The sequence below is a fragment of the Mesorhizobium sp. P2_E9 genome (assembly GCF_056403815.1).
Genome location: NZ_JBFUET010000004.1, coordinates 336,583 through 349,563, shown reverse-complemented (window position 1 = coordinate 349,563; position 12,981 = coordinate 336,583). Strand labels below are relative to the sequence as shown.

Annotated in this window: 16 protein-coding genes; 5 read left to right on the top strand and 11 right to left on the bottom strand. The window is 61.4% G+C overall.

Annotated features, from left to right (window positions below):
* Positions 1-27: 27 nt before the first annotated feature.
* The 4 genes from frr to AC1D05_RS10055 all read right to left on the bottom strand — a co-directional run bounded on the left by frr (position 28) and on the right by AC1D05_RS10055 (position 3,283).
* A complete protein-coding gene (gene frr, locus AC1D05_RS10070; protein ID WP_111546531.1) occupies positions 28-582 on the bottom strand; it encodes a ribosome recycling factor in 555 nt (184 codons plus the stop codon).
* Between the two features lie 111 nt (positions 583-693).
* Positions 694-1,416 carry a UMP kinase gene (gene pyrH, locus AC1D05_RS10065; protein ID WP_477440590.1) on the bottom strand — a complete coding sequence of 241 codons (723 nt, stop codon included), beginning with the start codon at positions 1,414-1,416 and terminating at the stop codon, positions 694-696.
* 144 nt (positions 1,417-1,560) lie between these two features.
* On the bottom strand, positions 1,561-2,670 hold the full coding sequence (locus tag AC1D05_RS10060) for an aldo/keto reductase (RefSeq protein WP_477440476.1): 1,110 nt from the start codon (positions 2,668-2,670) through the stop codon (positions 1,561-1,563).
* An 85-nt stretch (positions 2,671-2,755) separates the two neighbouring features.
* Positions 2,756-3,283 carry a nuclear transport factor 2 family protein gene (locus AC1D05_RS10055; protein ID WP_477440474.1) on the bottom strand — a complete coding sequence of 176 codons (528 nt, stop codon included), beginning with the start codon at positions 3,281-3,283 and terminating at the stop codon, positions 2,756-2,758.
* A gap of 116 nt (positions 3,284-3,399) precedes the next feature.
* Between AC1D05_RS10055 and AC1D05_RS10050 the strand changes: the two genes are divergently transcribed.
* Positions 3,400-4,335 carry a LysR substrate-binding domain-containing protein gene (locus AC1D05_RS10050; protein ID WP_477440472.1) on the top strand — a complete coding sequence of 312 codons (936 nt, stop codon included), beginning with the start codon at positions 3,400-3,402 and terminating at the stop codon, positions 4,333-4,335.
* A gap of 13 nt (positions 4,336-4,348) precedes the next feature.
* Here AC1D05_RS10050 and tsf read toward each other — a convergent pair whose 3' ends face one another.
* From tsf to AC1D05_RS10025, 5 genes are all read right to left on the bottom strand, one after another.
* Positions 4,349-5,269, bottom strand: coding sequence for a translation elongation factor Ts (gene tsf, locus AC1D05_RS10045; RefSeq protein WP_477440470.1), 921 nt, complete (start codon positions 5,267-5,269; stop codon positions 4,349-4,351).
* A gap of 112 nt (positions 5,270-5,381) precedes the next feature.
* The gene (gene rpsB, locus AC1D05_RS10040) at positions 5,382-6,164 is read right to left on the bottom strand and encodes a 30S ribosomal protein S2 (protein ID WP_023777441.1); all 783 of its coding nucleotides are present in this window, start codon (positions 6,162-6,164) and stop codon (positions 5,382-5,384) included.
* Between the two features lie 178 nt (positions 6,165-6,342).
* On the bottom strand, positions 6,343-6,954 hold the full coding sequence (locus AC1D05_RS10035; protein WP_477440588.1) for a LysE family translocator: 612 nt from the start codon (positions 6,952-6,954) through the stop codon (positions 6,343-6,345).
* Positions 6,954-7,229, bottom strand: a complete 276-nt coding sequence (locus AC1D05_RS10030) for a DUF4031 domain-containing protein (protein ID WP_477440468.1) — start codon at positions 7,227-7,229, stop codon at positions 6,954-6,956. The genes AC1D05_RS10035 and AC1D05_RS10030 overlap by 1 nt, the downstream gene beginning before the upstream one ends.
* A 36-nt stretch (positions 7,230-7,265) precedes the next feature.
* Positions 7,266-8,096, bottom strand: coding sequence for a cell envelope integrity EipB family protein (locus AC1D05_RS10025; protein ID WP_475450713.1), 831 nt, complete (start codon positions 8,094-8,096; stop codon positions 7,266-7,268).
* 138 nt (positions 8,097-8,234) lie between these two features.
* On the opposite strand from AC1D05_RS10025, the gene AC1D05_RS10020 reads away from it, so the two are divergent.
* The 4 genes from AC1D05_RS10020 to AC1D05_RS10005 all read left to right on the top strand — a co-directional run bounded on the left by AC1D05_RS10020 (position 8,235) and on the right by AC1D05_RS10005 (position 11,320).
* Positions 8,235-8,699 (top strand): RidA family protein, encoded by a 465-nt coding sequence (locus tag AC1D05_RS10020; protein WP_477440466.1) that lies wholly within the window; start codon positions 8,235-8,237, stop codon positions 8,697-8,699.
* A gap of 13 nt (positions 8,700-8,712) precedes the next feature.
* Positions 8,713-9,441, top strand: coding sequence for a glycerophosphodiester phosphodiesterase (locus tag AC1D05_RS10015; RefSeq protein ID WP_477440464.1), 729 nt, complete (start codon positions 8,713-8,715; stop codon positions 9,439-9,441).
* 55 nt (positions 9,442-9,496) lie between these two features.
* Positions 9,497-10,711 (top strand): GNAT family N-acetyltransferase, encoded by a 1,215-nt coding sequence (locus AC1D05_RS10010; RefSeq protein WP_477440463.1) that lies wholly within the window; start codon positions 9,497-9,499, stop codon positions 10,709-10,711.
* Positions 10,712-10,885: 174 nt separating this feature from the next.
* Positions 10,886-11,320, top strand: a complete 435-nt coding sequence (locus tag AC1D05_RS10005; RefSeq protein ID WP_477440461.1) for an HIT family protein — start codon at positions 10,886-10,888, stop codon at positions 11,318-11,320.
* A 3-nt stretch (positions 11,321-11,323) separates the two neighbouring features.
* On the opposite strand, the gene AC1D05_RS10000 is transcribed toward AC1D05_RS10005, so the two are convergent.
* On the bottom strand, positions 11,324-12,265 hold the full coding sequence (locus AC1D05_RS10000) for a phosphatase PAP2 family protein (protein WP_477440459.1): 942 nt from the start codon (positions 12,263-12,265) through the stop codon (positions 11,324-11,326).
* A gap of 120 nt (positions 12,266-12,385) precedes the next feature.
* The gene (locus AC1D05_RS09995; protein WP_477440457.1) at positions 12,386-12,961 is read right to left on the bottom strand and encodes a chloramphenicol phosphotransferase CPT family protein; all 576 of its coding nucleotides are present in this window, start codon (positions 12,959-12,961) and stop codon (positions 12,386-12,388) included.
* Between the last annotated feature and the right edge of the window lie 20 nt (positions 12,962-12,981).

Below are 12,981 nucleotides of genomic sequence, written 5' to 3'. Positions count from 1 at the left end.
CGCTTTCGGGTCAGCCCACGGCCAACCCTAAACCTGCATGATTTCAGCTTCCTTGTCGGAAAGCAGATGATCGATGGTGCTGATCGTTTCGTCGGTAAGCTTCTGGACCTGGTCGGAACGCTTGCGTTGATCGTCCTCGCTGATGTCGCCGTCCTTCTCAGCCTTCTTCAGGAAGTCCATGCCGTCGCGGCGTACATGGCGCGCGGCGACACGAGCGTTCTCGGCGTAGCCATGCGAGATCTTGACCAGTTCCTTGCGGCGCTGTTCGTTGAGTTCAGGCAGCGGGATCCGGAGATTGGTGCCGTCGACGATCGGGTTGAAACCCAGATTGGATTCGCGGATGGCGCGGTCGACGGCGCCGACCATCGACTTGTCCCAGACCGACACCGAGATCATGCGCGGTTCCGGCACCGAGACGTTGGCCACCTGGTTGATCGGCATGGAGGTGCCATAGGCCTGCACCTGGATCGCATCGAGCAGATTGCTGGAGGCGCGACCGGTCCGCAGCGAGGCCAGATCATGCTTGAACGCGGCGATTGCCCCATCCATGCGCCGCTTGAGATCGTCGTACTCACCACTCATCCTAGTCTCCTCGACCCGTCTGACGCGGGTTCACTGCTTTGGGGCAAAGCCCCATCTTCGAGCCCGATTTTCGAAAGCCGGTTTCCCGTCTTTTTGGGATCAGGCCCCGGATCACTCGTCCGCAACGACCGTGCAGCGGCCGCCGCCCCTCAGAATATCGCCGAAACCACCCTGTTCGTGGATCGAATAGACGATTATCGGAATGTTGTTTTCGCGCGCAAGTGCAATCGCAGCCGTATCCATGATGGAAAGGCCGCGTTTTATGACTTCACCATGGCTGATGCGCTCGAAACGGGTCGCGTTCGGATCCTTCTTCGGGTCGGCCGAGTAGACACCGTCGACCTGCGTGCCCTTGAACAGCGCATCAGCACCGATTTCAGCCGCGCGAAGCGCTGCGGCCGAATCAGTGGTGAAGAACGGATTGCCGGTGCCGCCGGCAAAGATCACCACCCTGCCCTGGTTCATGTAAGCGTCTGCCTGGCGTTGCGAAAAACTCTCGCAGAGTTCTGGCATGGCGATCGCCGACAGCACCACGGCATCGACGCCGATTTTGTGCAGCGAGGTGCGCAGCGCCAGCGAGTTGATGACCGTGGCAAGCATGCCCATGTGGTCGCCGGTGACGCGGTCCCCGCCCTTGGAGGCGACAGCCACGCCGCGGAAGATATTGCCGCCGCCGATGACGACACCGACCTCGATGCCCAGCGCGCGGGCCTCGGCAATGTCGGCGGCGATGCGATCAACGACCGAGACGTCGATGCCGAAATGCTGTTCGCCCATCAACGCTTCGCCCGACGCTTTCAACAAGACACGTCGGTAGAGGGGCTTCACCGTCATCTGGTCCTCGTCATTTTGCATGTGGTATCCGGACAGGCATTCGCGCAGGCGCCATCCCAAAAACACTGGGTTCCGATACACGAAGGGCGCCGCGATGTCACGCGGCGCCCGACCGGCAAATTTGTGGCAATCCTGCCCGATCGATCAGTTGGTCGACACGCTGGCCGGTACCCCCTCGACAAGCACCGGCGACGCGTAGCCGGAGGGCTTGTCGCCGGTTGCAGCACCGCCGGTGACGCGCGCCTGTATCTGCGACCCGAAATAGGAATAGGGGAACGGTGCAGGCGTTCCGCTGACCGAATCCAGCCGGTCGCGAAGCCCTGCCGGGATCTCGAAGTCCAGCGCGCCAAGATTGTCCTTTATCTGGCTGAGCGTCGTCGCACCGAGGATGACGGTGGCGATCCCCGGCTGCGTCGCCACCCAGTTGAGCGCGACCTGCGGCATGCTGCGGCCGAGTTCGGATGCGACCTTCTCGAGCTCAGCCACGATAGCCCAGTTGCGCTCCGTGAACTTCTGGAAGCCCGGATGCGTCGAATTGCGAAAACCGTCGAGCCGGCCCGCATGTCCGGCCTGGGCCGGCCGATACTTGCCGCTGAGTAGCCCGCTCGCCAGCGGGCTCCACACCATGATGCCGGCGCCATGGCGGGTGCCGAATGGCACGAACTCGTTCTCGATCGCGCGCTCGGCCAGGGAGTATTCGAGCTGCAAGGCCGAAACCGGCTCATATCCGCGAAGCTCGGCGATCGCCTGTGCCCGCCCCGCATACCAGGCCGGCACATCCGACAGGCCGACATGGCGCACCTTGCCAATCCGCACCAGGTCATCCAGCGTGCGCATGACCTCTTCGGCAGGCGTCAGCCTGTCCCACACATGCATGAGATAGAGATCGATATAGTCGGTACCCAACCGCTTCAGCGAAGCATCCACCGCCCGCATGATGTTCTTGCGGCCATTGCCGCCGGCATTCGGATTGCCGGGCTGCATGTTCATGGTGAACTTGCTGGCGATCACCGCGGTGTCGCGTAAGCCCCGCTCGGCGATGAATTCGCCAAGCCAGGCTTCGGCGGTGCCGCCGGTGTAGAGGTCCGCCGTGTCGAAGAAATTGCCGCCCGCCTCGACATAGGCGTCGAACATCGCGCGGGCCGTATCCCTGTCGGCGCCCCAGCCCCATTCCTTGCCGAAAGTCATGGTGCCGAGCGCCAGCCGGCTGACCCTGAGGCCGCTGTTGCCGAGTGTGTAATAGGTCATGGTCATGATCGTCTTCCAATACTTGATGGTGAATGCCGCGGCGTCACTGGCCCGGAGCGTCACTGGCCCGGAGCGTCACTGGCCCGGAGCGTCACTGGCCAGGAGTTGCCTTGACCCAAAGGTTGCCGCGCTCATGCGTCATGCGGAACGCGAAGCCATCGACCTTCCAGCCGGCGGCGGAGCGCGTCAGGTGATGCTCATAGGTGCCCCAGACTTCCCAGAGCGGGTCGCCATTGCCTTCCATCCGGTTCCAGGCGTAGCCGTTCGACCGGACGGTCGCTGCGTCGGCGGCGAGAACGACCTGGTGATTGGTGCGCAGATGCAGGCTTGTCTTGCTGCCCTTGAGGTTGCCGGCCCAGGCGCCGATCAGATCATCGGAGGCAATGTTGGCCGCAGGCTGTCCGGACAGGCTGCTGAAATCGGCGGTAACCCGATCCGCGAAATAGCTGCGCGCCAGTTTCCAATCCTGGGCGTCGACGGCGCGGTCGATGGCATCGGCAATACGGATGACCGCGCGTTCGTCCGCGAGCGCTTGCCAGCCGGATGGCTCCGCCCCGCCGGCATCGATCGGCGCCAGCGCCATGCCTGCCGCGAACGTTACTTGCTTCAACGCGTTCATGTCTCTTCTCCTTGATGCCATCAGCCGATTGCCGATGTGTTGGAGACATTGTGGACCGCTGCCTTGTCATCGATAAGATTGCATTGTTCGCAAAGACCATGCGATATCATGCATGAATGGACCGCGATCTCCTTATCCATCTGCCTGTCGTCATTGCGGTTGCCCGGCGCGGCGGCTTTGCGCTGGCCGCCGCAGAACTTGGTATGAGCCCGTCCGCCGTCAGCCATGCGGTGCGCCTTGTCGAAGAGCGCATTGGTCAGCCGCTGTTTGCGCGCACGACGCGCAGCGTTTCACTGACGGAAGCCGGCAAGGCGCTGGTAGAGACGGCGGCCCCTGCCCTTCAGGACATTGCCGAGCGGATGGACCGCATCCGCGCCATCAAGGGCCGGCCTTCGGGCCTGCTCAGGCTCAACGTTCCCAACATCGCCATTCCCCTGGCCGTGACGCCCATGGTCGCGGCGATGGCGGAACGCTACCCGGATGTCACAATTGAATTGCTGACGGACCAGGGGCTGATCGACATTGTCGGCAAGGGTTTCGATGCTGGCATCCGGCTGGGCGAGATGATTGCGCAAGACATGGTCACTGTCCGGCTGACGCCGCCGTTCAAGGCGGTCATCGTCGCCTCTCCCGCCTATATCGGACGGCATGGCCGTCCGCGCAGCGTCGCCGATCTCGCCAACCACAATTGCATCGGCTACCGGCTGGTTCGCTCCGGTGCGCTCTATCGCTGGGATCTGACCGAAGACGGCAAGGATGTCGTTGTGGAGGCGAAGGGCACGGTCATCGTCACGGATTCACTCGCCGCGATTGACCTGGCGCTTGCAGGCGTCGGCCTTGCCTACATGTTCGAACCGCTGGCGCGTGCGGATCTTGCAGCCGGCCGACTTGTGCAGGTTCTGCCGCAATCGGCGATCGAGGAACCTGCCCTGTTCCTCTACTTTCCACGCCGGGCGGCGATGGCGCCGAAACTGCGGGCCTTTATCGACACCGCACAAGAAATCGGCCGGACATCCCTGCGGACATCCGGCCGAAAAACGCTGTCGGAATAAAGCGGTAGGAAGTTTACTTCTTGACCGCCGCCGCGACTTCCGCCGCGAAGTCGGTCGCTTCCTTTTCGATGCCTTCGCCAAGCGCGAAGCGCAAATAGGCGGTGATCTTGGCCGGCGCGCCGATCTCCTTCTCGGCATCCTTCAGCGCTTTCTCGACGGTGATGTCGGGATTGAGCACGAAGGCCTGCTTCAAGAGCACGACTTCCTCGTAGAACTTGCGCAGGCGACCTTCGACCATCTTTTCGATGATCGCTTCCGGCTTGCCTGACTGGCGCGCCTGATCGGAGAAGATCGCCTTCTCGCGCTCCACCGCTGCCGGATCGATCTGCTCTGCCGTCAGCGCCAGCGGGTTGGTGGCGGCGACATGCATGGCGACCTGGCGGGCAAAGGCGTTGGCGGCATGTTCATTGCCCGTGGTCTCGATCGCGACCAGCACGCCGAGCTTGCCGAGATTGTCTGCGACCGAATTATGGACATAGGTCGCCACGGCGCCATGCGGCACCGTGAGCTTCGCCGAGCGGCGGAAGCTGATGTTCTCGCCGATGGTACCGACAGCGTCCTTGATCACCTCGGTGACGGACTTGTCTGAACCGGGATACTTGGCGGCAGCCACCGCCTCGGTCGTGCCATAGGCGAGCGCCACCTTGGCGATATTGCGGACGAGATCCTGAAACTGCTCGTTGCGGGCGACAAAGTCAGTCTCGGAGTTGACCTCGACAATGGCAGCCTCGCGGACGCCGGCATCGACGCCGATCAGACCTTCAGCCGCGGTGCGGCCAGCCTTCTTGTCGGCCTTCGAAATGCCCTTCTTGCGCAGCCAGTCGACGGCCTCTTCCATATTGCCGTTGGTCTCGGTCAACGCCGCCTTGCAGTCCATCATGCCCGCGCCGGTCAAGTCGCGGAGTTCTTTGACCTGTGCAGCCGAAATGCTCATTGTCGCCTCTTTGTTTTTTAAATGCACTGACGCACCATCGAATCTCGACAGTGCGTCTGTTTAGCGTGCCAAAATATGAGAAAGATGAAGGCCGTGAACCGGCCTTCGATTATCAAGCCTCAGGGGCTTCCGACGCCGGAGCCGGATCGAGCGCCGGTTCGACCGGAGCTTCGACCGAAGCGCCAATGTCGACGCCGAGCGCGCCCTGCTGACGGGCGATGCCGTCGATCGCAGCCTTGGCGATCAGGTCGCAATAGAGCTGGATGGCGCGGGCCGCGTCGTCATTGCCGGGGATTGGGAAATCGATCTTGTCCGGGTCGCAGTTCGAATCAATGATGGCGACGACCGGGATGCCGAGACGCTTGGCCTCGAGGATGGCGATCGCTTCCTTGTTGGTGTCGATCACGAACATCAGGTCGGGCGTCGAGCCCATGTCCTTGATGCCGCCCAGCGCCTTGTCGAGCTTCTCGCGCTCGCGGTCGAGGTTGAGGCGCTCCTTCTTGGTGAGGCCCTGAGCCTCACCGGCCAGCATCTCGTCGAGCTTGCGCAGGCGCTGGATCGAATTCGAGATCGTCTTCCAGTTGGTCAGCATGCCGCCGAGCCAACGCGAATTGACATAATACTGAGCCGAACGCTGTGCCGCATCGGCGACGATGTCCGACGCCTGGCGCTTGGTGCCGACGAACAACACGCGGCCGCCCTTGGCAACGGTGTCGGAAACCTGCTTCAGCGCCTGGTGCAGCAAAGGCACCGTCTGCGAGAGGTCGATGATGTGGATGTTGTTGCGGGCGCCATAGATGTAGGGCGCCATCTTCGGGTTCCAGCGGTGGGTCTGGTGGCCGAAGTGAATGCCAGCTTCCAAAAGCTGGCGCATGCTGAAATCAGGCAGAGCCATTCTTTATTTTCCTTTCCGGTTAGCCTCCACGGACACAGGCATTTTCGGACGAAGTCCTCTAACGCCACCGGAGGTTTCAGCCGGATTTCTCCCGGGCAGACACCAAAGTCCGTGTGTGGAATGAGCGGGCATATAGAGGGGAAGTGCGACAAACGCAAGCGCGGCGGCGCTTTACCGCTCAGCGTGCGGCAATCAGCGCTCCGGTGCCGATCATGGCGCTGCCTGCAAACCTGTTCATCAGCCGCATGCGCTTCGGCGTCCTGAACCAGCCCGAAGCCCGACCCGCAAGTGCTGCATAGACACCCATTGTGACGATATTGACGCTGATGACAGTGGCCACCACCAGCAGGCCATCGACAAACGTCAGCGTGTCGAGGTCGAGGATCAGGGGCATGATCGAGGCGTGGAACAGGATCGCCTTCGGGTTCCCCAGTGCAATGGACGCGCCAAGGAAGAAGGACCGGGACAATCTCGCCTCGGCCGTCCGCGGCTCGTTCGATTGCGTGACTGATGCCCGCCACATCCTGATGCCCAGAAAAATCAGATAGGCAGCACCTGCATATTTCAGCAGGAGAAAGATCCATTCGAAGGTCTGGGCCAGCGCCACCAGCCCGAGCAGCGCCAGAGTAACCAGCACGGCATCGCCGGCGGCGACCCCGACGCCGGCCATGAAGGCGCGAAGGAAACCGCGCGACACGCCATTGGTGATGACCGCGAACATCGCGGGCCCCGGCGTGGCGGCGGCGAGTGTGACGGCGGCGCAATAGGCCAGAAATGCCGTTGGTGTCATCACTTCGCCTTTCCGTTGGGCACCCGCACGCGCCGGAAGATCGCGACGATCTCCTCGCGGCTGCATTCGATGGCGCCGAGCCGCACCGCGCGGTCGCGCTCGAAGCCGGTTATGTCATAGTGAGGTGCCGATGTCTTGGGCGGTCCCTGGTAGGACGAGCGCTTGACGCCAAGTACGGCAGCGAAACGATGCAACTCGTCGGTGTCGTCGGCCATCAAGTGGCACCAGCGATGGCCGGCCCACTTCCAGATCGCCGCATCGACGTAGACTGCCATCAAGCCCGCCGCGGTCAGCTCAATTGCGCAACCCTGCTATTTCGATACCGGGCAAGGCTTTGTCTGGTCGAACAGCGACAGGTTGACCAGTTTGCCGGTCATCGAGAAGTCGCCATAGTCCATGGTGAGATCGCGGGTGATGCCGTTCTCATGCAGCTTGAAGCTGATCCGGTACTCCGGCACTTCTTCGCCGTTCTGGGCGCTGTCATCGAAATAAGCGATGTCGACCGGCCAGTATTTGTCGGTGGCGAGCTTCGCCAGCGCGGGAGCCTCCGGATCGGCCTTGTCGGCTTCGGTCTTCTTGCCAACGACGACGGTGGTCGTCATCACCTTGTTGGCGTCCTCCGAACCGTCGAACAGGTTCGTCTGGTAGAAATTCTCGCCTTTCTCGGCTTTGCCGATCAACTCGACCAGATGCTGGGTCGGAAACTGGGTGGCGGCGAGTTCCAGGCTGTTCTTCTCTGGCTTGTCGATATCGACCTTGAGCCCTTTCGTGTCTTTCGTGGCGATACCCTTGACCTCCTTGTCGAGGTTCTGGTCGACAAAGGATTTGGTCACGAAGGAAAAGGTCTTGCCTTCGGCGTCCTCGAAAGTCGTCGTCTGCTGGTCGGTCAGTCTCGTATTGTCGTTGGTGACGATCTGGGTCACGAAACGGAATTTCACCGTATAGCCTTCGCAGGCCGAGCCGTTGAATTCGTAGACCATGCGACCGGATATGCCTGTTATGCCGGAGCGGTCGGAGGCCTTGTTGAGGGTGAGGTCATACACGGCACGATGCGCCTGCAGCGCCGGCACGGCGAAAGCGGGGACTATCGGCAAGACCGCCGACAATAGGACGGCATGGAATGCAAGGCGCGCTGCGCGCATGAGGTACTCCGATCGTCGCGGCTGATGGCAGGCCGCAGGGAAAGATGGTCCAGCTTAAAAAAAGTCGTGGCGGAAGCGAGGCAAAAATAGCAATTTCGGCCCCGCCAGCGCGGCGCCTTCCAGCAATAGGGAAAAGCAATGAGTGAAACAATCGAAAAGCGGCTAAGTGATCTCGGCGTGACGCTTCCTGCCGCCGCCGCACCCGCCGCCAACTACGTGCCCTATTGCAGGTCAGGCAATCTGCTGTTCACCGCCGGGCAATTGCCGCTCAAGGACGGCAAGCTGCAGGCGAGCGGCCTGCTTGGCCGCGATGTCGATACCGCTACCGGCAAGGACGCGGCAAAATACTGCGCGATCAACATTCTGGCGCAGGCCAAGGCAGCACTTGGCGACCTCGAGAAAATCCGCCGTCTGGTCAAGATCACCGTCTTCGTCGCCTCGGCCACGGACTTTGTCGAACAGCATCTGGTTGCCAACGGCGCCTCCGATTTCCTGGTCGCTGCCCTTGGCGAGCGCGGCAAGCATGCCCGCTCCGCCGTCGGCACCGCCTCCCTGCCGCTTAATGCCGCAGTGGAAATCGAAGCGATCTTCGAAGTCGAATGAGCGAAGGCCTGACATGACCGACCTCTCCTGGCTGACTGCCCGGCCCGTTGCCCATCGCGGCTTTCACGACATGAACAAGACGCGCTGGGAAAATACGCTGTCCGCCTTCGCCGCAGCCGTCGAACGCGACTACGCCATCGAATGCGACGTGCATCTGTCGTCCGACGGCGTTCCCATCATCATCCATGATGACGATCTCAAAAGGCTGACCGGACAGGACGGCTTCGTCTGGCAGCGCAGCGCGGCTGAACTGACCGCACTCAAGGTTGGCGGCACATCCGACCACTTGCCGACGCTGCAGGAGGCGCTCGACCTCGTTGATGGCCGCGTACCCATGGTCGTCGAACTGAAAGGCATTCCCGGCCGTGACGACGGCCTGGTGGCGAGCGTCGGCAAGATGCTCAAGCGCTACAAGGGCAAGGCAGCGATCATGTCGTTCGATCATTGGCTGATCCGCGATTTCCCGAAACATGCGCCCGGCATTCCCGCTGGCTTGACCGCCTACGGCAAGGACCTCAAGCTGATCGAAGCGCATTTTTCCATGCTGGCGCATGAACTCTCCTTCACCTCCTACGCCGCCGGCGACCTGCCGAACCCGTTCGTCAGCTTCGTGCGTGAAAAGCTCAAAATGCCTGTCATCACCTGGACGGTGCATGACCAGCCCGCGATCGACCTGACCTTCAAATATGCCGATCAGATGACATTCGAAGGGTTCGAACCCGATCTGGTCAACGTCGCATGAGCGGGGTGTCTCAAACGTGACTTGTAGCGGCCCGGATGGAGCTTAAATAAGCCTGATGGATCAGGGCGATGATGGCGACGGACAAACAGCAAATGCGGACTACTCGATCCGCATCGCCGCGGGTATCGGCGCATTCACGTGCGATGAGTGGAACGGCTTTGCCGGCACCACGCGCGGCGATGCGGAAAATGGCTATAACCCGCTCGTTTCATTCGCTTTTTTGAGCGCGCTGGAAGATTCCGGCTGCGCCGTGCGGCGCACTGGCTGGCAGGGACATCACCTGCGTCTGGAGACAGCGCAAGGCAGGCTTCTGGGTGCTGTCCCCTGCTATCTCAAGTCGCACAGCCAGGGCGAATATGTGTTCGATCATGGCTGGTCGGATGCCTTCGAGCGGGCCGGCGGCCGCTATTATCCGAAGCTGCAATGCGCTGTGCCGTTCACGCCGGTCACCGGCCCTCGCCTGCTGGTCGGCAAGGGCGAGGATCCGGATGCGGTGAAGGCCGGGCTTGCCGCCGGCCTGAAGATGGTGACCGACAAACTCGGCGTGTCCTCGGCGCATGTCACCTTCGCGCAGGAAAGCGACGTCGTAACGCTCGAGGCCGCCGGCTTCCTGCATCGCACCGACCAGCAATTCCACTTCTTCAACGAAGGCTTTTCGACCTATGACGACTTCCTCGCCACGCTCGCCTCGCGCAAGCGCAAGGCGATGAAGAAGGAACGGCGCGAAGCACTTGCCCCTGGCATCACCATCGACTGGCTGACCGGCAAGGACCTGACCGAGAAGGCCTGGGATGATTTCTTCGCCTTCTACATGGATACCGGCAGCCGCAAATGGGGCCGTCCGTATCTGAACCGGCAGTTCTTCTCGCTGATCGGCGAACGCATGGCGGATGACATTCTGCTGGTGATGGCCAAACGCAACGGGCGCTACGTGGCCGGCGCCATCAATTTTATCGGCTCCGACGCGCTCTATGGCCGCAACTGGGGCTGCATCGAGGATCACCCCTTCCTGCATTTCGAGGTCTGCTACCACCAGGCCATCGACTTCGCCATCGAACGGAAGCTGAAGGTGGTCGAAGCCGGTGCGCAAGGGGAGCACAAGCTGGCGCGCGGCTACCGGCCGGTGACCATGCATTCCGCCCACTACATTTCGCACCCCGGCCTGCGCAATGCGGTCGCAGACTACCTCAAGCGCGAGCGGCGCGAGGTGGAGCGGATGGGCGAATATCTGGAAGAGCACACGCCGTTCCGCAAGGATCTCGAGGAATAGCAAGCCTTTTGGCGTGCCTGCTGACGCTGTTTACCGCCCGGCTGGAAGACGTTTCCACCGCGCGCTTGTCGAAGCTGGCATGGTCGATCTCGCCTGATCGCCCGCCACATCGTCTTGCCGCTCCGGGAGAGCTTCGCTACACGAGACGGCGAGGCCCAATCCGGAGTGTTCGCCATGGCTGAAACCGCCTATGACACCGACAACATCTTCGCCAAGATCTTGCGTGGAGACATCCCTTCGCATCGCGTTTACGAAGACGACGCAGTCGTGGCCTTCATGGATGTGATGCCGCAGGGACCGGGCCACACGCTGGTGGTGCCAAAGGCCCCGTCGCGCAATCTGCTCGACGCCGATCCGTCGACTTTCGGCCCGCTTTTCACGGTCGTCCAGAAAGTGGCGCTCGCAGTGAAGATGGCGCTCAGTGCCGACGGCGTCACCATCCTCCAGTTCAACGAGCCGGCCTCCGGGCAGACCGTCTATCACCTGCACGTCCATGTCATCCCCCGCTTCGAGGGCGTGCCGCTGAAGCCGCATAGCGGTGGGATGGAGAAGCCCGAAGTGCTGGCTGGGAACGCCGAGAAGATACGGGCGGCACTGGCCGAGCAGTGATGCTCAGCCCTCGGTCGCCAGTCTCTCCCCTTCGGCCCTCGACAATGACCGGCGTTGCTGCGCGTCGAATGCCAGCAAGCCCAGCCGCCAGCACGCGACTGTAATCACCGTGCCGCCAAACACGTCCATCAGATTATGTCCGCCATGGATGAGAATTGCCGGCAACAGCGCGGTATTGACGAGGATCAGCGCGAAACGCGCAAAGGAATACGGCCAGATTGCGATTAGAGACATCAGCGCCATAACCGTATGGAACGAAGGGAACCCTATCAGCCCTGTCACTTGTATGGCCGAAATATCCTTGATGCCGTCAACAAGCAGGCGATTCAATTCCGCTCCGTAGGCTGAATTGACTACGGGCCGAACAATGCGATCGATTTCAAGGTCTAAAGTCCAGTAGGCGGAAGCTCCGCTGGACGGAAACAGTGCCCAGCAAAAGATAGCGGCCAGCGCAGCAAAAACCGTTGCCAGCATGGCGGCGTGCAGTTGTCGCCGATCATTGGCCATACCGAGAAAAAGAAAGACAAACAGGATCTGAGCCAGCGTCAGGGTGTAGATCAGCCTGAGAGCATCCGACAGGAGCGGATATTGAGAAATCCACGCGCAGGCATCTGGCCACGAATAACCGAACCAGGAGTCGATCCGCACCAGGGTGGCGTCGATCGGCGCCGAGTACCGTGGCAAGAGCAGAAGGTTGAAGAGCGAGGCAACCACTGAAAAGAGGATGAACAGCGCCAGGACATGCGCGGTGAGCGCGATCCGCTCGGCCTTACGAACCCGGCGATAGAATTGACCTAGTGCGGTCATGACGACGGCAAAGCCGATCGAAAACCCATAGCCGTCGAGCGCGACGGCGACATCCTTGTCCCACGCAAGGAACAAGCAAACGACGACCAGCGCCAAAACGACAGTCAGTATTGTCCGTTCCGCGGGCAGCAAGACCATTCCTGGAACATGAGCATCCGGCGTTAATTCGGAGTGAAAATTGGCTAGTAATACTCAAGAAGGCCCATGGATCGCGGAATGCGAATCCAAAAGTCTCTTAAATGCTGTCGAATGCATGCCTTATATTAGAAGTTGCTTACGGATTTCGTCTGCGCACTGCGCAGAGTCCAAGAGTGACGTGTCGACCTCTAGATCGTAAATGCCCGGCTGGTGCACCGCTTCCTGCCACAGGCGCACTGGCAAAGGCACAGGATCGTCTGAAGAGCCGGTGACATAACCCCTGCCCGCCTCGCTGGCAGCTCGTCTTTCCATAATGATTTCAATCGGACAGCGCACGCCGACAAACAGCACGGGCAGACCGGCGAGACGGCGCGCGCAGTCGGCGAGACAATCGAGGGGCTTCGAATAGGCGTCGTGATGGCCGACATCGGTCACGACGTTCAGGCCCAGTCGACTATGCGCCGCGATCGATTCGTAGAGGGCGGCGTACAAACGCGGCACAAAAACTTCGAGGTCAGGGCGTTCGCCGCCGGGGCGCAACCCTATTCCCGGGCGAAGTTGCGGCGGTGTGATCTGCTCATAGCTGTCAACGCCCAGGTTCATCCATGGGCCATCGAAGCTTTCCTGGATGGCTCGAGCGATGCTCGACTTCCCTGATCGCGGTGCGCCGTTGAGGATGATGATCTGGCCTGGCATAGCCACCCCATTGTCCAAAT

Excerpts from the sequence above, each read along its gene's own strand:
- frr (WP_111546531.1), bottom strand. The coding sequence starts at position 582 with ATGAGTGGTGAGTACGACGATCTCAAGCGGCGCATGGATGGGGCAATC.
- pyrH (WP_477440590.1), bottom strand. The coding sequence starts at position 1,416 with ATGACGGTGAAGCCCCTCTACCGACGTGTCTTGTTGAAAGCGTCGGGC.
- AC1D05_RS10060 (WP_477440476.1), bottom strand. The coding sequence starts at position 2,670 with ATGACCATGACCTATTACACACTCGGCAACAGCGGCCTCAGGGTCAGC.
- AC1D05_RS10055 (WP_477440474.1), bottom strand. The coding sequence starts at position 3,283 with ATGAACGCGTTGAAGCAAGTAACGTTCGCGGCAGGCATGGCGCTGGCG.
- AC1D05_RS10050 (WP_477440472.1), top strand. The coding sequence starts at position 3,400 with ATGGACCGCGATCTCCTTATCCATCTGCCTGTCGTCATTGCGGTTGCC.
- tsf (WP_477440470.1), bottom strand. The coding sequence starts at position 5,269 with ATGAGCATTTCGGCTGCACAGGTCAAAGAACTCCGCGACTTGACCGGC.
- rpsB (WP_023777441.1), bottom strand. The coding sequence starts at position 6,164 with ATGGCTCTGCCTGATTTCAGCATGCGCCAGCTTTTGGAAGCTGGCATT.
- AC1D05_RS10035 (WP_477440588.1), bottom strand. The coding sequence starts at position 6,954 with ATGACACCAACGGCATTTCTGGCCTATTGCGCCGCCGTCACACTCGCC.
- AC1D05_RS10030 (WP_477440468.1), bottom strand. The coding sequence starts at position 7,229 with ATGGCAGTCTACGTCGATGCGGCGATCTGGAAGTGGGCCGGCCATCGC.
- AC1D05_RS10025 (WP_475450713.1), bottom strand. The coding sequence starts at position 8,096 with ATGCGCGCAGCGCGCCTTGCATTCCATGCCGTCCTATTGTCGGCGGTC.
- AC1D05_RS10020 (WP_477440466.1), top strand. The coding sequence starts at position 8,235 with ATGAGTGAAACAATCGAAAAGCGGCTAAGTGATCTCGGCGTGACGCTT.
- AC1D05_RS10015 (WP_477440464.1), top strand. The coding sequence starts at position 8,713 with ATGACCGACCTCTCCTGGCTGACTGCCCGGCCCGTTGCCCATCGCGGC.
- AC1D05_RS10010 (WP_477440463.1), top strand. The coding sequence starts at position 9,497 with ATGGATCAGGGCGATGATGGCGACGGACAAACAGCAAATGCGGACTAC.
- AC1D05_RS10005 (WP_477440461.1), top strand. The coding sequence starts at position 10,886 with ATGGCTGAAACCGCCTATGACACCGACAACATCTTCGCCAAGATCTTG.
- AC1D05_RS10000 (WP_477440459.1), bottom strand. The coding sequence starts at position 12,265 with ATGGTCTTGCTGCCCGCGGAACGGACAATACTGACTGTCGTTTTGGCG.
- AC1D05_RS09995 (WP_477440457.1), bottom strand. The coding sequence starts at position 12,961 with ATGCCAGGCCAGATCATCATCCTCAACGGCGCACCGCGATCAGGGAAG.